Source organism: Bradyrhizobium sp. SRS-191 (assembly GCF_024586915.1).
Taxonomy (GTDB): Bacteria; Pseudomonadota; Alphaproteobacteria; order Rhizobiales; family Xanthobacteraceae; genus Bradyrhizobium.
Genome location: NZ_JANBVS010000001.1, coordinates 71,521 through 89,989 on the forward strand (window position 1 = coordinate 71,521; position 18,469 = coordinate 89,989).

The window sequence follows — 18,469 nt, forward strand, 5'->3', positions numbered from 1 at the left end:
GGGGAGGACGCAATGACGGTGACGACGGAGACTTGGCGCGGGCGCATCGCTTTGATGGTCGCACATTGCGCCGGGATGGTGGACCTCGTGGCGCTGCCGGTGTGGGTGGGCACGCTGATCGCGCGCTACAAATTCAGCCCGCAGCAGGCGGGATTGCTTGCCACCCTGTTCCTGCTCGGCGCCGTGCTCAGCAGCCTGTTCTTTGCGCCTCGCTTCAACCGCCTGAACGCCCGGCTGGCAGCCGCCGCGGGATACGCCGCGGCCGCGCTGGTGTTCGTGGCCGCCAGCCGGACGTCGGAGTTTGCACTGCTCGCGCTGCTGCATGCGCTGGCGGGTGCGACCGCGGCCTGCGGGTTGAGCTTCACCCATGGCACCATCGCGCGCAGCGCCAACCCGCACCGGCTGTTCGCGATCGTCGGGATGGCGCTCGGGGTGTTCGCCATCCTGTTCCTCGGCGCGACGCCCAATCTCGTGGCGAGCTTCGGCGGGCCGGCGCTGTTCGTGGTGTTCGCCGGCGTCATGGCGCTCGCGGCGCTGGCGTCTGCGATCTCGTTTCCCAAGGGCGTCGTGCGCAGCGATGAGGATCTCATCGCCGAGGTCAGCCATCTGCCGCGCGCGGTGTGGTTCGGCATCGCGGGCATCAGCGCGATGGCGCTGACGCAAGCGATGCTGTTCAGCTTCATCGAGCGCATCGGCATAGATCATGGCTTCGGCGCAGAGACGGTCACCGGCGTGCTGATTGCGCTCGGCTTCGTCAACCTGCTGCCGGCGCCTTTGGCCGCGCTTCTGGAGACACGGCTGCCGGCGCGGCATGTGTTGTTGGCGGGGCCGGTCTGCCAGGCGCTGATCGCGGTGGCGATCACCTTCGGCTCGGGCGTGCTGGCCTATGCCGTCCCGACCGCGATGTTTGCGGCGGTGATGATCTTCACCCATACCTTCGCCTTCGGCCTGATGTCGCGGCTCGACCCGACGGCGCGTGCGCTCGCCGCCACGCCGGCGATGCTGATGATCGGCGCCGCCATCGGCCCGATCCTCGGCGGCACCTTGGTGCAGCTGTTCGGCTACCCCGCGCTCGGACTTGGCGCCGTCGTCATCTCGTCCGTCGCCGTCGTGATGTTCTCTCGCGTGTTCGCCGCGCGTGGGGCCGCGTCCGCGACTTCTCTCGAAATCGCCTGATCAGGAGACCTGTTGCATGACCCTTCCGCAGATCCGCCGCGTCGTCACCGGACATGACGCCGAAGGCGCCGCCGTGATCTCGTCCGACGGCGCCCTGCCGACCGTGACCGAGCTCGCGGCGATCCCCGGCACCTTCTTCCACGAGGTGTGGAGCACGCAGGCGACGCCCGCGCCGATCGACAATGGCCCCGATCCGACCATCGGGCCACTGCGGCTGCCGCCGCCGGCAAATGGCAGCCGCATCCGTTTCGTCGACATTCCGCCGGACACCGAGGACTTCCTGCGCCACGGCGCCGAGCGCATGCAGGCTGCGTTCGGCCAGATCGGTGATCCCCATGCCTCGACGGTGACGAAGGAATCGCCGCATCCGCTGATGCATCGCACCGAGACGATCGACTACGGCATCGTGATCTCCGGCGAGATCACCCTGGTGCTCGACAACGGCACGGCCGATCTGAAAGCCGGCGACGTCGTGATCCAGCGCGGCACCAATCATGCGTGGGCCAATCGCAGCGACAGGCCGTGCCGGATGCTGTTCATCCTGGTCGACGGCAAGTTCGGTCCCGACGCCACCCCCGGCAAGGCCGACCGATGAAGCTCGCGACGTATCAGAACGGCAGCCTCGACGGCCGCCTCGTCATCGTCTCCAGGGATCAGGCGCGCGCCGTCAGCGCAAGCGCGATCGTGCCGGATCTCGCCACCGCGCTGCGGCGTTGGGGCGAGGTCGAGGCGCCGTTGCGCGATCTCGCCGACGGCCTCGAGACGGGCGCGGCATCGGACGTCTTCGCGTTCGATCCTGCGCGCTGCGCAGCGCCGCTGCCGCGCGCGCCGCAATGGCTGGACGGCTCGGCGTTTCTCAACCATGGACGGCTGATGGACATCGCCTTCAGCAAGCCGCCGATCCCGGACTTCGAGACCATCCCGGTCATGTACCAGGGCGCGAGCGACGACTTTCTCGGACCGCACGTCGACGTCCCGTTCGTGTCCGAGGCCGACGGCATCGATTGCGAGGGCGAGTTCGGCGTGATCGTCGACGATGTCCCGATGGCCGTCACGGCCGAGCAGGCCGCGCAGCGGATCCGGCTGCTGGTGCAGATCAATGATTGGAGCCTGCGCGCGGTCGGCGCGCGCGAGGTGCGCACCGGATTCGGCTTCCTGCAGGCCAAGCCGTCCACCAGCTTCGCGCCGATCGCGGTGACGCCCGACGAGATCGGCGCAGCCTGGCAAGACGGCCGCGTGGACCTGTCGCTGCATATCGAACGCAATGGCGCGCGGATCGGCGCGGCGTCCGGCGGCGAGATGGCGTTCTCGTTTCCGCAGCTGATCGCCCATGCCGCACGGACGCGCCGCCTGAGCGCGGGCACGATCATCGGCTCGGGCACGGTCTCGAACGCCGATCGCAAGGCCGGATCGAGCTGTCTCGCCGAGGTCAGGGCGATCGAGATGATCGAGCTCGGCGAGGCCCGGACGGCGTTCCTGAGCTTCGGCGAGCAGGTCACCATGGAGGCCCGCTTCGCCGACGGCCGCGCGGGGCCGTTCGGACGCATCCATCAGCAGGTGGTGCGCGCCTTCCGCACGACGGCGGCCTGAAGCGATGCGCATCCTGGTCACCGGCGCCGCCGGCTTCATCGGCTCAGCCTTGCTGCGCCGGCTGCTGATGGACGCGACGATCGCCGAGATCATTGCGATCGATCTCGCGGAACAGCCATTCGGATGGTCAGATCCTCGCCTGCGCTGGATCAGCGGCACGCTCGATGCAGCACTGCTGGCCGGTCTCGGCGAGCCCTCCTTCGATCGGGTGTTTCATCTCGCCAGCGTCCCCGGCGCGCGCGCCGAGGCGGATCCGGCGCTCGGCCGCCGCGTCAATCTCGATGCCTCGCTCGATCTGCTGCAATGGCTTGCGCAATCACGGCTTCGCCCGCGCGTCGTCCATGCCAGCAGCATCGCCGTCTATGGCACGCTCAAGGAGGCTGCGGTGAGCGCGCGCACCGAGCCGCGGCCGGCCACGACCTACGGCGCCCACAAGCGGATGGTGGAGATCGCGCTCGCCGATCATACCAGGCGCGGCGAGCTCTCCGGCGTCTCGTTGCGGCTGCCCGGGATCGTCGCGCGCCCGCGTCCGGTGAGCGGCTTCGGCTCGGCCTTCATGAGCGAGCTGCTGCACGCGCTGGCCGCGGGCGAGCCCTATGTCTGTCCGGTCTCCGCCGCGGCGAGGTGCTGGTGGCTCTCGCGGAAGGCGGTGGTCGACCATCTCGTGCTGGCGGGCGCAGCCGACATCTGCGGACCGCTCCAGCTGCCGGCGCTGCATCTCTCGATCGCCGAGGTGGTGGACGGCCTTGCGCAGCTGTTCGGCGCCGAGCGGACGCGGCTCGTCACCTACGAGCCCGATGAGCGGATCGAGGCGGTGTTCGGGCGCTATCCTGCGCTGGATGCGCGGGCCGAGATGGCGCTGGGCTTCGCCCATGACGGGTCGGTGGCAGGGCTGATCACGCACGCGTTGGCGGCTGGGTGATCCGGATCGTCGCCGTGCCGCTCACCGTTCGATCGTGCCGATGCTCCGGATCAGAACGGACGGCGGCTGGACAGGGCGTTGGAGGAGGCCGGCAGGTTCGCCACCGTATCGGTCGCTCGTGCGCGACCGCCCGGTCGCCGCCAGTGCTGAAGGTGCAGCAGGATTCCGGCCACGAGCAGCGGCGCGACGGCGGCGACCGCGAGCAGCGGCGAGAGCGGCTTGGGCGTGATCATCTCCATCATCATCTCGCAGACCATCCAGATGGCTGCCGACACCAGGACGAAATCGCGGGAGGGGATGCGGAGCCAGTACAGAAAGCCGGTGATGATCGCGGCGGGCGCGATGATCGGGCCGATCATGTAGAAATTCAACTCGGGCGGCGTCACCGCGTCCAGGACCATGGAGGCCAGCAGCCACAGGCTGAAGAACATCACCGCGCCGTCGACGTATCTCATGGGATCACCCTCCGCCGCGACATTTTGGCGCAATCTTTGTCCGGTTTATGACTGGTTCGTCAAGGGCGACGTCCAAAACGGGCGGTTTAGAGCGGTTTTAGGGAGCTGCGGCCCCCCACATCGGGCTGCGGACTGGCCCCCGGGGCAAGAGCACTCCGGGGCTCCCAACCGCCCGGCACGAGAATCGTGCCGCCGAGCGCCGGATGCGGAGTGCAGGCGTGTGGGACGGCCCAAGACCCCCGCGGCGTACATCCACGGAGTTGGAACGGCCCTCGCTGCGCCTGCGTTCGAACCTGGACAGGACCGGTCCGGCCGGACAGCCCGCCAGGAGAGACGCCATGGAACGCACGATCATCGGTCACTTCGCCACACGCCGCGAGGCCGAGCTTGCCGTCGAGCACCTGGTTCAGGATCACGGCATCGACCGCACCGACGTCTCCTTGCAGGCGCCGGGCGCGGCCAACAGCGCCGGCTCGGAAGCCGCCGGCGCCGATGTCGAGAGCGGCCATCCCGGCGTCGACAAGCAGGGCGCGCCCGAGCTCGAAGGCGAGATCGAGGTGTCGGTCGGCAGCCGCGCCGCCGGCTCGGCAGACGTGGAGGGCATCATGAGGGAGGCGGGGGCGCGGAGCGTCAGCGCGAAGTGATCCCGTCGGCAGCGTTGAGCTCTCGGCATGCATTGGCCGCAGCCTGTTGGTCGATCGGCAAAATCCGGCATATCCGCACATCCGCGAGGACTGCGATATGCCGATCGACGACATCGAGGCGCTGAAGCAAGAATATGCGGCAGGCCGCACGCCGGAGCTGCTGCTGTTCTGGGGACACACGGCCAAGGGCAACGGTAGTGTAGGCAAGCACGTGCTGAGCCAGTGGTGGCACGCGCCGTTCTCGCTCGATGGCCTGACCTATCCGACGGCAGAGCACTACATGATGGCGCAGAAGGCCGAACTGTTCGGCGACCACGCGACGCGCGACGCCATTCTCGCTGTGCCGGGTCCGTCGGAGGCGAAGAAGCTTGGGCGTGAGGTGGCTGGGTTCGACGATGCCCGCTGGACCGCGCATCGCTTCGACATCGCGGTGCGCGGCAATGTGGCGAAGTTCGGCCAGAACCCGCCACTCGGCCAATGGCTGCGGTCCACCGCTGAGGCGGTGCTGGTCGAGGCGAGTCCGGTCGACCGCATCTGGGGCATCGGTCTGGCCGCGGACGACCCGCGGGCGCGCGACCCCTTGGCCTGGCTTGGCCTCAATTTGCTGGGGTTCGCGCTGATGAAGGCGCGCGCTGCGCTCGGTTGATGGGGGCGCGGCATGTACGTATTCGGTCGTCTGCCGCGCATGTCCTGCGGCGGGCTCGATCACACGGCCAATGCCGCGCCGTCAGGGCAGAGAGACGTCCTTCTGGCCATCGGCCTCGATCAGCGTGAGCCTGCCTGTCGCGCCTTCGCCGTTGGCGAGATAGAAAAAGCTGTCGAGTACGGGTCCGCTTGGAATGCCGAGTAACTCGGCCAGGGCGGTCAACCTGTCGTCTTCAAGAAGAAAGGGCTTTGCAGAATTTGGCTCGGTCGCCTGACCGACCGGCCACGATGCGAAGCGCCTCTCGATTTCTGCCAGGAGTTGCTCGAGCGGTGGCGTATTTGGATCCTGGGCAGCCATTTTCGGATAGGACTCTATGAGTTTCTTGCGCACCCCTTCGAGAACATCGTTCTGTGGTCGTGGCGCTTCATTCCGGGAAGATGTCTCGGGATGCAACAGGCGCGACAGTCGAGCATGTGCATCATCGGCCTCGCAATAAGCCGCAACGACCTCGGCCTGTCCTCCGGTCGGCGCCAAACTCTGTCCCGTGAAAAAGCCCGGCGCCGAATTGTAGCTGTCGAGCAGCTTCCCATGATCGACCAACACGTACAGCAGAATGTCGCTGTCATGAACGATGAAGCCGATCACCGGGCGCTGCAAAGCAGTCGAGAGCGCATGGGCGATCTCCGAAAGTCCGACGTCATCTTGAAACGCGGCTTCAGGGTAGATGCTGGTCCATCGATTGCCCGATGCCCGGCGAACATAGGCAGGGACGACTGCAAGCGATCTGAGTGCGTCAATGACGGCCACAGGCTCAGCGTCGCGAACATGCAGGTTGGTGATGAACGATCCCATGATCCCGTCTCATTTGGAAGCCGCCGGCGGAGTGTCGGTTTCTCCATAGCCGGAGCGCATTTGTCGCTCGGAACGAAATCTGGCACATGGGACTCTCGACTGCAACGAGATGGTCGGTTCATAAGATGAGCGTCCGCGCCATCACGCTCCGGCTGCCGAGCGTCGCGCTGATGAAGGTTCGACTCGATGAGGCGCGCGCCGCGTGCGGACGCCGAACGCAAAAAGGCCCGGGCGCGTCTTCGACGCGTCCGGGCCATTCGTTGTCAGTGCAGGGTCGCTCCGTTCAGAGCCTCTCCTGCGCCGCGATCCAGGCGATCACGGCCTCGGAGAAGCCGTCCACCCGCGTCCAGGGTCCGTATCCGACCCCGTGCTGGTACGACGCCACGTTGACCATGGTCCCGCGCGCCCTGGGCGACGGCACCGGATCGTGGCTCTGCTCGTCGGTAAAGACGATCAGGCGGTCGCCGTTGCGATCGACCTCGCTGACCGCACGCCCGAGATAGGTCCCGGAATGCGGCTGCGAGGCGAGGATCGCATCGCGCAGCGCGAAGCCCCGCCGCGGCGGCACCTTCACGACCTTGTCGCTGAACGTGAAGATCTCCACCGCGTCGCAGACCTCGCGGGCCAGAACCGCCAGCCCGCACGCCGCGTCCGCGCGCGTCATCTCCGACTTCGCGGACAACGCCGCGAACATCGAGCCGGAGACGTCGATCAGGAGCCGCGTGCGGCCCGGAAGCCGCCGATGGCCCTTGATCGACCGGAGCATCGCGGCCTCGAGTTCGGGCTCGAAGTCCGGCGCATGCCGTGCCGCCGTGATGAACCGATACGGCAGCACCCGATCCGTCCGCATTGCCGCGATCGCCTCCGCGATCGTCGCGCGCGTCACTCCGGCCTGCCGCATCAGGCGCAGGTTGCGCAACAGCGCCAGCGCTCCGAGCCTGTTGTCACCGAGCAGCCGCTCGAAGCTCTCGCGCTTGTCCGCCCCAGTCGAGAGCGCGACCTCCCAGGTGTCGGGCGAGGGCAGCTCGCCAGCGACGAGCTGTTTCCACACCGCCTCCTGGGCTTCGTCCTTGGGCCTGGCGTGCACCAGGAACAGGACGTCGCGCAGCCGCACCGGACCCTCGCGGTCATACTTCGCGAGCTGATAGGCGTCGAACTTCGAAAACGCCTTTGCCAGCCCCTTCTTGACCTGCGCCGAGACCGGCTGCCGCTTGCGCTGCTGCTGCGAACCCAGAGAATCCGCCCAGTAGATCGCAAGCAGCTCGGTCATCTCGTCCGGCCGCTGGATGATGCGCGACAGCGTCTCGGCGACCAGCGCGCGGTGCTGGGGCAGCCGCGCCATCTCGCGGGCGACGAGCAGCGGCGCGTGCCGCAGCTTCATCTCCTCGCGTGCGCGGACTGCGAGCCGGGCGACCTCGCGCGGCTCGACCTGCGCCACGAGAGCCTTGATCCGATCGGCGATCGCGACCCCGTCCTCGTAGAACTGGTCCTCCCACAACAGGCAGCTCATCAGCGTGCGCTGGAGCGCCTGGACGGGCGCGAGCTGTCGGGACGGCGCACCCTCATGGGTGAAGGCGCGCAGGAATGTGTTGAGCCTGACCATGCTTGGCCTCCTCTCGTTGGGTTTGATTGTGTCGGATGGGACGGCCGGAACGGCCGACACGCGTGATCCACCCGGGAAGTCACGCGTGATGGGCACCACGGGCCGGGAACGGGCGAATGCTGAGGTCCGCACCACTTGCGTGGATTGGATAGCGCTCTGCCACTGAGCTACCGGCGCATGGAACGCCGGGTGGGACTCGAACCCACGACCTCTCGATTATCAGTCGAAGTATCAGCACTCTTCACCACGGCACGTGGAAGATGGGACGCAGAGGACATCTGCGCCGGATTGATGTGACCGCCTGTTCGAAGACGATCACCGGTTGAAATGGATCACGAGCCGGGAACGGGCGACGACTGTACCAGGCCCACGGACGTGGGCCGGACAGTGCTCTACCCCTGAGCTACCGGCATTTGCGCCGGGCGGGACTCGAACCCGCGACACCTGGCGTGGCAAGCGAAGTAACAGTCGTCTTCACCACGGCTCGTGAATGTGGTCGGCGGGGAACGGGTGATGCTGTTGCTGCCCTCGGGGCAGCTGTTGCTGCCCCCTGGGGGCGCTCGGTTTCAACGAAGTAACAGACATCCTCACCACCGCCTGCTCGTCCGGCGTCGCCGGACGGCGTTTTTGGCCTGCTGGGGAACGGGCGATCACGGCGATACGACGATCGAAACGCAGGTTCGGCATCGGCCTCACCGCAACCCGCGACTCACCCATCTCGCTTGACGGATTCCACGGTACGATCGATCGAAGGCGGCTCGTCGCCGCATTGGCGCGAAGGATCCGCGATCTTCACCACCAGCAGCTCCCGGCCGCGGACGGCCGGGACATCAAATAGCTTGTCTGCGGCGCGCAACGGCGCCGCGATTTGCGAACTCCTTGGAGCTCGCTCTGTCATCGGTGTCCGGCCTCACGCCTCGTTCCCTCCGACAGGCCCCGCGCTCTTGGGCACGCGCATCACCGGCGCGAGCCCCGGGATCCGGGTCTCCCGTTCCGGCCGATCGCCGGGACATTGAGTGTTCGCCGTGCAGCCGGCTCGCGCGAGGGCAACAAAAAACCCTCCGGAGCGGCGGGCTCGGGAGGGTCCGTGTGAACAGACAGTTGATCTTGCCTCAAGCAAGACCGCTCCCCCGAGCAAGGCGTGCGCCATCCATCGGCACGAAGCCGGTGGAGGTGCGGATCAGATGTTCGAAGCTCGAAGACATTGTCTTCCTCGTGAGTGTCTTGCTGAGAAGTGTCTTGCTGAAAAGTGTCTTGCTCATCAGTGTCGCGCGCGATGTTTGCCCGCGAGGCCGGCGTACCTACGCGCCTTTGTTGTTGGTGTCAACAGGACGCGGCGAATTATGTTGATCGACGGTGGCGATGTTGATCTGGAGCAACGCGTCGGACTCGTCCAAGCTTATCGTCAATTCGACGGCATGAACTGCGAACATTGTGATGAACCGACGGCGGATCCTGTTAGGAGCAAGCAGCGCGCTGACCGCAGCCGCGCTCGGCGCCGGAGCGTGGCGGTCCGCCACCGGGGCAATGTCCGCCTATGCTGACTACACCGCGCGGCTGCGTGCGCCATTGTCGGGCGAGATCGCCGACGTGATCCGCTACGCGACGCTGGCGGCCAGCGGCCACAACACCCAGCCGTGGCGCTTTGCCGTGGCGGCCGATGCGATCACGATCGCGCCGGATCTGTCGCGACGCACGGCGGTGGTCGATCCCGACGATCATCATCTGTATGTCAGCTTAGGCTGCGCGGCGGCCAACCTTGCGATCGCAGCCGCCGCCAGCGGCCGTCCGGGCGAGGTGATCATCGATGGCCCGCTGGTGCGTTACAATTTCACCAGCGGCCGGCGCGACGACGTCGATCCGCTGCTGGCCGCCATCGTCCGCAGGCAGTCGACGCGCGCCGACTATGACGGACGCGAGGTTCCGCCGCGCGATCTGTCGTCGCTGCAGGTTGCGTCGGCCGTAGCCGGCGTCGATGTTGCGATCATCACGGCGCCCACCGAGATCGCCGCCATCCGCGACCTCGTGATCGCCGGCAATGGCGCGCAGATGCGCGACGCCGCGTTCATGCGCGAGCTGAAGGACTGGATCCGGTTCAATCCGCGCAGTGCAATGGCGAGCGGCGACGGCCTGTTTGCTGGAGCCAGCGGCAATCCGTCCTTGCCGACGACGCTTGGCAGCCTTGCCTTCGATCTGCTGTTCGATGCCGCGGCCGAGAACGACAAATATGCACGGCAGATCGCGTCCTCGTCAGGCCTCGCGGTGTTCGCCGCCGAGCAGGCCGATCCCGCGCATTGGATCAGGGTCGGACAGGCGTGCCAGCGCTTCGCGCTCGAAGCGACGCGCCTCGGGCTCAAGCTCGCCTTCATCAACCAGCCGGTCGAGGTCGCGGCGTTGCGGCCCGAGCTGGCCCGATTGATCGGAACGACGCGCCGGCCCGACCTCGTGCTGCGTTTTGGCTTCGGCCCTTCGCTGCCATTCTCGCCGCGTCGGCCTGTCGATGCCGTGCTGAGTTCATGAGTCGTTCCTGTCAATCTTGACGGATTTGCGACTCGGTGCATTGCTTCGCGACATGTTCGAGAACACTCGATTGGCACGCATGAGCGACGGGCATTATTGCCTGGTGCGCGACCTTGGCCTGGTCAAGGGCGGCAAGGGCATGCGCTATCATGAGGTGGTGGTCGACTTCAGCTATCGCGGCATCAAGGTGTTTGCCAAGCAGGGCGCGTCGGCGCTGATGCGCCGGGTCGCGGCCAAACTTGCGCAGCACGAGGCCACGTCGAAGCTGCCGGCGCTGCTCCGCGTACGGATGCGCGAGCCGCAATAGGTTCAGCCTCTTCGCCGCGGTTTGCCGCCGACCGGCGTCGCGGATCTCTTCGGACCGTACGGGCTGTCCGGATTGACGTCGAGATCGACCTGGGCGACGCAGGATTGCGACTGGCTGTGACGTGGCCCTGAATGCCAGCGGCCTTCGCGCAGCTCCAATTCGCTCATCCCGGCCACGTCGAAGCACTTCCATTGGCCGCCAGGTTGAAGGCCACGGCTTGCGCCACCGGCGAACTGAAAGGCCAGCACCCGCTCGCGGCCCGCGCGATGGCCAAGGATGATCGGACAGATCGCGCGGGCATGGCCGCGATACAGGCACAGCACCTGCTGGCGTGTGATCATCGCCCGTATGATCAGATCATAGGTCGGACTCGCCATGCGCCATCTCTGCACATCGTCTGCAGGATAAGACCATCCTGCCGGACCGGTTCCCAGCTCACGCCTTGCAGCGTGCGCGCATGGGCTTAGATTGAGCCTTCAACGCAACAGGCGAGCCAAGCCATCATGTCCGACCTCTCCAGCTTCCCGATCACCACGCGCTGGCCGGCGCAGCATCCCGACCGCATCCAGCTCTATTCGCTGCCGACACCGAACGGCGTGAAGGTCTCGATCATGCTGGAGGAGACGGAGCTGCCTTACGAGCCGCACGCGATCGATTTCGGCAAGGACGAGCAGAAGACGCCGGAATTCCTGTCGCTCAATCCGAACGGCAAGATCCCGGCGATCATCGATCCCGATGGTCCCGGTGGCAAGCCGCTCGGCCTGTTCGAGTCCGGCGCGATCCTTCAATACCTCGCCGAGAAGACCGGAAAATTCCTGCCAAGCGATCCCGCGCGGCGCTGGCAGACGATTCAATGGCTGCACTTCCAGATGGGCGGCATCGGGCCGATGTTCGGGCAGCTCGGCTTCTTTCACAAATTCGCCGGCCGCGAGTACGAGGACAAGCGGCCGCTGCAGCGCTATGTCGCCGAGAGCAAGCGGCTGCTCGGCGTGCTCGAAGCGAGGCTCGACGGGCGCGAGTGGATCATGGATGGCGACTACACCATTGCCGATATCGCCGCGCTCGGCTGGGTGCGCAACCTGATCGGCTTCTATGGCGCGCGCGAACTCGTGGCCTTCGACGAGTTGAGGCACGTGCCGGCGTGGCTGGAGCGCGGCTTGGCGCGGCCGGCGGTGCAGCGCGGGCTGGAGATCCCGAAGCGGCCGTGATCGTCAGCGAAGCCGATTTCGAGCGTTGCCTCGACGAGGTGCTGTCATCGGCCGCCGTTGCGGGTGATGGCGTGCTCGACCCCGACAGCGTGATGTGGCGGGTGCATCGCGAGGCGGCGCTGTTCCTCGGCGCGGGCCGGGCGTTGCTTCTGCAACTCGCCCATCCCTGGGTGTCGGCCGGCATTGCCGCGCAGTCGAAAGTGTTCGCCGATCCGCTCGGCCGTTTCCATCGCACCTTCAGCATCGTCTACACGATGGTGTTCGGCACGCGTGAACAGGCGATCGCCGTGGCGCGGCGGCTGTACCGGCGTCACGCCGCGGTCGATGGCGCCATGACGGAGACGGCCGGACCGTTCGCGGCCGGCTCGCGCTTTCGCGCCAACGACGTCGAGGCGCTGCGCTGGGTCCACGCGACGCTGGTCGAGACCGCGATGATGTCGTACGGCCTGCTGTGTCCACCGCTCGCGGAGGTCGAGCGCGAGCAGTATTGGCGGGAGGCGATGCGCTTCGCGCGCCTGTTCGGCGTTCCTCATGACGTGCTGCCGCCGGACTGGGGGTCCTTCAAGAACTACGCGGCGGAAATGATGGAGTCGGAGACGCTGACGGTCAGCGCGGCCGCGCGCGACATTGCGCAGCGCATCTTCTCGGGCGAGGCAACCTTGATCGGGCCGCCGCGCTGGTTCACCGCATTGACCGCCGAGATGCTGCCGGAGCGGCTGCGGCTGGCCTTCGACCTGCGATATGGCGAGCGGGAGCGACGCAGCGCGGCGCGGGCCAGGGCCTGGCTGCCGCAAATCTACGCCGTGTTGCCGGAGAAGTTGCGGACAGTCGGTCCCTATCAGGAAGCGATGGCGCGCATCCGCGGCGAGCCGTGTCCGGCCATCACCCGCCTGCTCAATCGCGCCTGGATCGGCCAGCCGTTGATGCCGGCAGCGAGAGGCGCAGTGCAGCGCAATGCTCACGGCTGAGGGCCATAGGGCTGAAGGCTATGGGGCTGAAGGCCATAGCGCTTAGTGTGTGATCGAGTTCATATCGATGCGTGCGCGCCCGCGCTACGATCCATGACGCCCGGATCGTGAACCGGGCTCAAGCCAGCATGCCGGAGACTCCGATGGATGCGCTGACGCTGCTGATCATCCGCCACGCCGAGAAGCCTGATGGCGACGTCACAGGTCCTGGTCTCACCCACAAGGGCAAGACGGATTCGAAATCACTGGTGATCTTTGGCTGGGAGCGGGCAGGGGCCTGGACGGCGCTGTTCGGCAGCGGCATCGGTGGGAGCGACTATCCGACGCCGCAGGCGGTCTATGCAGCCGACCCCGACAGCGCCGAGGACGGCTCCGATCCAAGCCGCCGGCCCTATGAGACGGTGCTGGAACTGGCCGCGCGTGTCGGCCTCGCCAAGCCGAACACGTCGTTTGCAAAAGGACAGGAAGCCGCGCTTGTCGCAGCCCTGCTGCCGCTCTCGGGCACCGTCCTGGTCGCATGGGAGCACAAGGCGATCATCACTGACATCCTGCCGCGACTGCCGGTGAGCAACGCGGACAAGCTGCCGACCCATTGGTCGGGCAAGCGTTTCGATGTCGTGCTGCGCTTTGATCGCCTCGCCGGTGGAGCCGATTTCAAGTTCACTGAACTCCATCCCTGCCTGATGCCGGGCGATTCCGACAAGCCGCTGAAGAGCGATCCCAAGGACGAATGAACCTCTCGGCCGATGCGGCAAGTCTGATGCACGGGGCCCCTTATCAGGCGATCACGATGTCCTCGCGATCACTGATCTCTTCGACCCAGGCATGGGCGGCGAACCATTCGTGATAGGTTCGGCAGTGCGGGCAATAGGCGCGCGAGAAGAACACGGGCATGCGCTGGAAGCGCGCGGCATCCATTTCCATCCCTGTCTCGATGCTGCGGCCGGTCTGCGGACAACGCACCATGATCTTGCCCATTCGCGGTCTCCTGTTCGCGCGCCAGATACGCCGGGGATGCGAAGAAAATGTAATGCTCAGCCGACACTTTCATGGCAAACGTCGGAGTGAATTCCGATTGCGGAACGAGCGGCGTCACCGCATCAAAAGCGAGTGAATCGCACTGCAAAATGCAGGGCCGATTGTCGCAACATGAGACATTCGCTGCAGGCGCACACAAAGGGTTGAGGACGCGTGGCATGAGCATCACGATCTACGGAATCAAGAACTGCGACACGATGAAGAAGGCGCGTGCTTGGCTCGATGAGCACGGCGTGGCCTACGACTTCCACGACTACAAGACCGCGGGCATCGACAAGGCGAAGTTGAAAGCCTGGAGCGACGAACTCGGCTGGGAGGTGCTGCTCAATCGCGCCGGCACGACGTTCAAGAAGTTGCCGGACGCCGACAAGGAGGGACTGACCGAGAGCAGGGCGATCGCGCTGATGCTGGCGCAGCCCTCGATGATCAAGCGGCCGGTGCTCGATCTCGGTGCCAAGCGCGTGGTCGGATTCAAGCCGGACGTCTACGCGCAGGAGGTGAAGGCCGCCAAATAACAGCTCGGCTGCGACCGCCTTCGCGCTCGCGAGATGCGGGGGGTGCGAGCACATGTGAACAAAACGACGGTGGTCCCTTACTCTATGTCCGCGGGTAGGACACAGCAGAATCAACGCGAGGTTCATCAGACGCCCCGCGACCGCGTTGCCCAGCTTTCCGCCTTGCTTAACTCCCTCGATTGACGGCATATTCCGGCCCGAAGCGGTCGCGGAGGGCGGCGCGGAATCGTTCAAGCCCTCCGGTAGAGCCGCCGTACAGGAAGAAGCGAGGGCCAGGCGATCAAGGCGCCGGCTCGGGGGGAATCTGTTTGGCCGACGAGTTCATTCTCGAGACCCACGGATTGACGAAGGAATTCGCGGGGTTCTTTGCCGTACGCGATGTTTCGCTCAAGATCCGCCGGGGTACCATTCACGCACTGATCGGTCCGAACGGGGCCGGCAAGACCACGTGCTTCAACCTGCTGACCAAGTTCCTGCGACCGTCGGCGGGCAAGATTCTTTATAAGGGACAGGATATTACGGCGGTGGCGCCGGCCGATGTGGCGCGCCTCGGGCTGGTCCGTTCGTTCCAGATCTCGGCAGTGTTTCCGCATCTGACGGCGCTGGAGAACGTCCGCGTCGCCTTGCAGCGGCAGCATGGCTCGTCATTCGACTTCTGGCGCTCCAAGAGCGTGCTGAACCGTTTCAACGGCCGCGCGCTTGAGCTGCTCAACGACGTGGGCTTGAGCGAGTTCGCCAATATTCCGGCAGTCGAAATGCCCTATGGACGCAAGCGCGCGCTGGAGATCGCGACCACGCTCGCGCTCGATCCGGAGATGATGCTCCTGGACGAGCCGATGGCCGGCATGGGCCATGAGGACATCGACAAGATTGCCGCCCTGATCAAGCGGATCTCGGCCAAGTACACGATCCTGATGGTCGAGCATAATCTCAGCGTCGTCGCCAATCTCTCCGACACCATCACCGTGCTGACGCGTGGACAGGTGCTGACCGAGGGACCTTATTCAGAGCTCTCCAAGGATGAGCGCGTCAAGGAAGCCTATCTGGGAGCCGGACATGCCTGAGGTGATGACGGCCAAAACGCCGGGACAAGCGCCGGGGCAGGCGGCCGCGACGAACACCATTCTCGACGTCAAGAATCTCGAGAGCTGGTACGGCGAGTCCCACATTCTCCACGGCATGAACTTCAATGTGAATGCCGGCGAGGTCGTCACTCTGCTCGGTCGCAACGGCGCCGGCAAGACCACGACCCTGAAGTCCATCATGGGGATCATCGGCAAGCGCACCGGCTCGGTCGCCTTCAACGGCCGCGAGCTGATCCGGATGACCTCGGACAAGATCGCGCGGCTTGGCATCGCGCTGTGCCCGGAAGAGCGCGGCATCTTCGCGAGCCTGGACGTGCGCGAGAACCTGCTGTTGCCGCCGGTGGTGCGGCCAGGCGGGCTTTCGCTCGAGCAGATCTTCGAGCTGTTTCCGAATTTGAAGGAGCGGCTGAGGAGCCAGGGCACCAAGCTCTCCGGCGGCGAGCAGCAGATGCTGGCGATCGCGCGCATCCTGCGTACGGGCGCTAGCTTCCTGATGCTGGACGAGCCGACCGAAGGCCTCGCGCCTGTCATCATCCAGCAGATCGGCCACACCATCGCGCGCCTGAAGAAGGAGGGCTTCACGATCCTCCTCGTCGAGCAGAATTTCCGTTTCGCCTCGACGGTCGCCGACCGCTACTACGTCGTCGAGCACGGCAAGGTCATCGACGGTTTCGCCAATGCCGATCTGTCCGCCAACATGGACAAGCTGCACACTTATCTCGGCGTCTGACGGGCGCCGAACCTCGTATTTGGGCAATTCTGGGAAGTTGGAAATGAAGAGCAAATTCATCGCGTCATTGCTGCTGGGCACGGCGCTCACTGTTGCCGGCGGCGGTCTCGCGTCGGCCGGCGACAAGACCGTCAAGATCGGAGCGCTGTCCGATCAGTCCGGTCTGTACTCCGACCTCGGCGGACCCGGCTCCACGCTCGCGACGCAGATGGCGATCGAGGATTCCGGCCTCGCGGGGAAGGGCTGGAAGATCGATGTGATCACCGGCGACCACCAGAACAAGCCCGATATCGGCACCTCGATCGCCCGGCAGTGGTTCGACGTCGACAAGGTCGACATCATCGTCGACGTGCCGAACTCCGGCGTGGCGCTGGCCGTGAACAACGTCGTCAAGGAGAAGAACGGCGTCTACATCAATTCGGGCGCGGCGACCTCCGACCTCACCAATGCACAGTGCTCGCCGAACACCGTGCACTGGACCTACGACACCTACATGCTGGCCCACACCACCGGCCAGGCGCTGGTCAAGGCGGGCGGCACGAGCTGGTTCTTCCTGACTGCGGACTACGCCTTCGGCGCCGCGCTGGAGCGCGACACCACGGCGGTGGTCACCGCCAATGGCGGCAAGGTGATCGGCGGCGTCAAGCATCCGCTCAACACCTCGGACTTCTCGTCCTTCCTGCTGCAGGCCCAGTCGTCCGGCGCCAAGGTGATCGGCCTCGCCAATGCCGGTGGCGACACCACCAACTCGATCAAGCAGGCGGCCGAGTTCGGCATCACCAAGGGCGGCCAGAAGCTCGCCGCGCTGCTTCTCTTCCTCACCGACGTGAAGTCGATCGGGCTCGACATCGCGCAGGGCCTCAACTTCACCGAGACCTTCTACTGGGACATGAACGACCAGACCCGCGCGTTCTCCGACCGGTTCGCAAAGCGGATGAAGAACGGCGCGCCGCCGACGATGGTCCAGGCCGGCGTCTATGCGGGCCTCATGCATTACTTCAAGGCGCTGGAGGCGCTCGGCGAGAACCCGCATGACGGCGTGAAGGTCGTCGACAAGATGAAGTCGATCCCGACCGAGGATGCGCTGTTCGGCAAGGGCGAGATCCAGCCCAATGGCCGCACCATCCACACCGCGTATCTGTTCGAGGTCAAGAAGCCGTCGGAATCGAAGGGCCCGTGGGATCTGTACAAGCTGGTCGGCTCGGTGCCGGGCGACCAGGCATTCACGCCGCTCGACAAGAGCGCCTGCGCACTGTTGAAGAAATAAGCCGCTGCAGCCTCGGCGGTTCGCCGCCGGGGCTGTGGTTTGACCTCCTGGGAAACGCCGAGAAAAACAGAACAAGACGATGCAGGCTCTCTACGCACAGCTCCTGGTCGGACTGATCAACGGCTCGTTCTACGCGCTGCTCAGTCTCGGGCTTGCCGTCATCTTCGGCATGCTCAACATCATCAACTTCGCCCATGGCGCGCTCTACATGATGGGCGCGTTCTGCGCCTATTTCCTGCTGAACCTCGGCGGCATCAATTACTGGCTGGCGCTCTTGCTCGCGCCGATCATCGTCGGCGCCTTCGGCATGGTGCTCGAGCGCACCATGCTGCAATGGCTTGCCGGGCTCGATCACCTTTACGGTCTGCTGCTGACCTTCGGACTGGCCTTGATTATCCAGGGCGTGTTCCAGAACTTCTTCGGCTCGTCTGGCCTGCCTTATGCCATTCCCGAACAGCTGCGCGGCGGCATGAATCTCGGCTTCATGTTCCTGCCGATCTACCGCGGCTGGGTGGTGATCTTTTCTCTCGTGATCTGTCTAGCGACCTGGTTCCTGATCGAGCGCACCCGACTTGGCGCCTATCTGCGGGCGGCCACCGAGAACCCCACTTTGGTACGGGCCTTCGGCATCAACGTTCCGCGCATGATCACGCTGACCTACGGTCTCGGCGTCGGGCTTGCCGCGCTTGCGGGCGTGTTGTCGGCGCCGATCAACCAGGTCCGTCCCTTGATGGGCGAGAACATCATCATCGTCGTATTCGCGGTCGTCGTGATCGGCGGCATGGGCTCGATCATGGGCTCGATCATCACCGGCTTCGCGCTCGGCGTGATCGAGGGACTGACCAAATATTTCTATCCCGAGGCTTCCAACACCGTGGTCTTCGTTCTGATGGTCCTGGTGCTGCTGGTGAAGCCGACGGGTCTGACCGGACGGGCGGCCTGA

At 65.6% G+C, this 18,469-nt stretch carries 21 protein-coding genes and 1 tRNA gene; 16 read left to right on the plus strand and 6 right to left on the minus strand.

From position 1 onward, the window contains the following. Positions 1 to 18: 18 nt before the first annotated feature. The 4 genes from NLR35_RS00390 to NLR35_RS00405 are packed head-to-tail and all read left to right on the plus strand — an operon-like array spanning position 19 to position 3,688. Positions 19 to 1,176: an MFS transporter gene (locus tag NLR35_RS00390; RefSeq protein WP_257165211.1), complete on the plus strand. Its 1,158-nt coding sequence runs from the start codon at positions 19 to 21 to the stop codon at positions 1,174 to 1,176. 16 nt (positions 1,177 to 1,192) lie between these two features. Further along, entirely contained in the window at positions 1,193 to 1,771 is a 579-nt protein-coding gene (locus NLR35_RS00395; RefSeq protein ID WP_257164590.1) for a cupin domain-containing protein, read from the plus strand. After that, positions 1,768 to 2,766, plus strand: a complete 999-nt coding sequence (locus NLR35_RS00400) for a fumarylacetoacetate hydrolase family protein (protein ID WP_257164591.1) — start codon at positions 1,768 to 1,770, stop codon at positions 2,764 to 2,766. Before NLR35_RS00395 ends, NLR35_RS00400 begins: the two co-directional genes overlap by 4 nt. Positions 2,767 to 2,770: 4 nt before the next feature. Further along, positions 2,771 to 3,688 carry an NAD-dependent epimerase/dehydratase family protein gene (locus tag NLR35_RS00405; protein ID WP_257164592.1) on the plus strand — a complete coding sequence of 306 codons (918 nt, stop codon included), beginning with the start codon at positions 2,771 to 2,773 and terminating at the stop codon, positions 3,686 to 3,688. A 50-nt stretch (positions 3,689 to 3,738) separates the two neighbouring features. Here the strand turns inward: NLR35_RS00405 and NLR35_RS00410 are convergent, their stop codons facing one another. Then, the gene (locus NLR35_RS00410) at positions 3,739 to 4,119 is read right to left on the minus strand and encodes a hypothetical protein (protein WP_257164593.1); all 381 of its coding nucleotides are present in this window, start codon (positions 4,117 to 4,119) and stop codon (positions 3,739 to 3,741) included. A 362-nt stretch (positions 4,120 to 4,481) separates the two neighbouring features. Between NLR35_RS00410 and NLR35_RS00415 the strand changes: the two genes are divergently transcribed. Together NLR35_RS00415 and NLR35_RS00420 are read left to right on the plus strand one after the other, a co-directional pair. Then, positions 4,482 to 4,787: a hypothetical protein gene (locus tag NLR35_RS00415; protein WP_257164594.1), complete on the plus strand. Its 306-nt coding sequence runs from the start codon at positions 4,482 to 4,484 to the stop codon at positions 4,785 to 4,787. Between the two features lie 97 nt (positions 4,788 to 4,884). Next, positions 4,885 to 5,433, plus strand: a complete 549-nt coding sequence (locus NLR35_RS00420) for an NADAR family protein (RefSeq protein WP_257164595.1) — start codon at positions 4,885 to 4,887, stop codon at positions 5,431 to 5,433. A gap of 81 nt (positions 5,434 to 5,514) precedes the next feature. On the opposite strand, the gene NLR35_RS00425 is transcribed toward NLR35_RS00420, so the two are convergent. The 3 genes from NLR35_RS00425 to NLR35_RS00435 form a co-directional block, all read right to left on the minus strand. Beyond that, the gene (locus NLR35_RS00425; RefSeq protein ID WP_257164596.1) at positions 5,515 to 6,285 is read right to left on the minus strand and encodes a hypothetical protein; all 771 of its coding nucleotides are present in this window, start codon (positions 6,283 to 6,285) and stop codon (positions 5,515 to 5,517) included. Between the two features lie 283 nt (positions 6,286 to 6,568). Then, complete coding sequence (locus NLR35_RS00430) at positions 6,569 to 7,888, minus strand: TROVE domain-containing protein (protein ID WP_257164597.1); 1,320 nt, start codon at positions 7,886 to 7,888, stop codon at positions 6,569 to 6,571. A gap of 178 nt (positions 7,889 to 8,066) precedes the next feature. Further along, positions 8,067 to 8,143 (minus strand) — tRNA-Ile (locus NLR35_RS00435). Between the two features lie 1,182 nt (positions 8,144 to 9,325). Here NLR35_RS00435 and NLR35_RS00440 point away from each other — a divergent pair. Together NLR35_RS00440 and NLR35_RS00445 are read left to right on the plus strand one after the other, a co-directional pair. Beyond that, positions 9,326 to 10,408, plus strand: a complete 1,083-nt coding sequence (locus NLR35_RS00440) for an Acg family FMN-binding oxidoreductase (protein ID WP_257164598.1) — start codon at positions 9,326 to 9,328, stop codon at positions 10,406 to 10,408. A 79-nt stretch (positions 10,409 to 10,487) separates the two neighbouring features. Next, positions 10,488 to 10,715, plus strand: a complete 228-nt coding sequence (locus NLR35_RS00445; protein WP_257164599.1) for a hypothetical protein — start codon at positions 10,488 to 10,490, stop codon at positions 10,713 to 10,715. Between the two features lie 2 nt (positions 10,716 to 10,717). On the opposite strand, the gene NLR35_RS00450 is transcribed toward NLR35_RS00445, so the two are convergent. After that, a complete protein-coding gene (locus NLR35_RS00450; protein WP_257164600.1) occupies positions 10,718 to 11,092 on the minus strand; it encodes a hypothetical protein in 375 nt (124 codons plus the stop codon). Positions 11,093 to 11,218: 126 nt separating this feature from the next. On the opposite strand from NLR35_RS00450, the gene NLR35_RS00455 reads away from it, so the two are divergent. The 3 genes from NLR35_RS00455 to NLR35_RS00465 all read left to right on the plus strand — a co-directional run bounded on the left by NLR35_RS00455 (position 11,219) and on the right by NLR35_RS00465 (position 13,625). Next, on the plus strand, positions 11,219 to 11,923 hold the full coding sequence (locus NLR35_RS00455; protein WP_257164601.1) for a glutathione S-transferase family protein: 705 nt from the start codon (positions 11,219 to 11,221) through the stop codon (positions 11,921 to 11,923). Next, positions 11,920 to 12,891, plus strand: a complete 972-nt coding sequence (locus NLR35_RS00460; protein WP_257164602.1) for an oxygenase MpaB family protein — start codon at positions 11,920 to 11,922, stop codon at positions 12,889 to 12,891. The genes NLR35_RS00455 and NLR35_RS00460 overlap by 4 nt, the downstream gene beginning before the upstream one ends. Positions 12,892 to 13,034: 143 nt before the next feature. Further along, positions 13,035 to 13,625 carry a histidine phosphatase family protein gene (locus NLR35_RS00465; protein ID WP_257164603.1) on the plus strand — a complete coding sequence of 197 codons (591 nt, stop codon included), beginning with the start codon at positions 13,035 to 13,037 and terminating at the stop codon, positions 13,623 to 13,625. 43 nt (positions 13,626 to 13,668) lie between these two features. Here NLR35_RS00465 and NLR35_RS00470 read toward each other — a convergent pair whose 3' ends face one another. Continuing rightward, complete coding sequence (locus NLR35_RS00470) at positions 13,669 to 13,869, minus strand: thioredoxin family protein (protein WP_257164604.1); 201 nt, start codon at positions 13,867 to 13,869, stop codon at positions 13,669 to 13,671. 218 nt (positions 13,870 to 14,087) lie between these two features. Between NLR35_RS00470 and NLR35_RS00475 the strand changes: the two genes are divergently transcribed. From NLR35_RS00475 to NLR35_RS00495, 5 genes are all read left to right on the plus strand, one after another. Next, on the plus strand, positions 14,088 to 14,444 hold the full coding sequence (locus NLR35_RS00475) for an ArsC family reductase (protein ID WP_257164605.1): 357 nt from the start codon (positions 14,088 to 14,090) through the stop codon (positions 14,442 to 14,444). A 308-nt stretch (positions 14,445 to 14,752) separates the two neighbouring features. Further along, a complete protein-coding gene (locus tag NLR35_RS00480; protein ID WP_035648423.1) occupies positions 14,753 to 15,508 on the plus strand; it encodes an ABC transporter ATP-binding protein in 756 nt (251 codons plus the stop codon). Beyond that, complete coding sequence (locus tag NLR35_RS00485) at positions 15,501 to 16,259, plus strand: ABC transporter ATP-binding protein (protein WP_374940775.1); 759 nt, start codon at positions 15,501 to 15,503, stop codon at positions 16,257 to 16,259. The genes NLR35_RS00480 and NLR35_RS00485 overlap by 8 nt, the downstream gene beginning before the upstream one ends. Positions 16,260 to 16,302: 43 nt before the next feature. Further along, entirely contained in the window at positions 16,303 to 17,526 is a 1,224-nt protein-coding gene (locus NLR35_RS00490; RefSeq protein ID WP_257164606.1) for an ABC transporter substrate-binding protein, read from the plus strand. A gap of 79 nt (positions 17,527 to 17,605) precedes the next feature. Beyond that, the gene (locus NLR35_RS00495; protein WP_257164607.1) at positions 17,606 to 18,469 is read left to right on the plus strand and encodes a branched-chain amino acid ABC transporter permease; all 864 of its coding nucleotides are present in this window, start codon (positions 17,606 to 17,608) and stop codon (positions 18,467 to 18,469) included.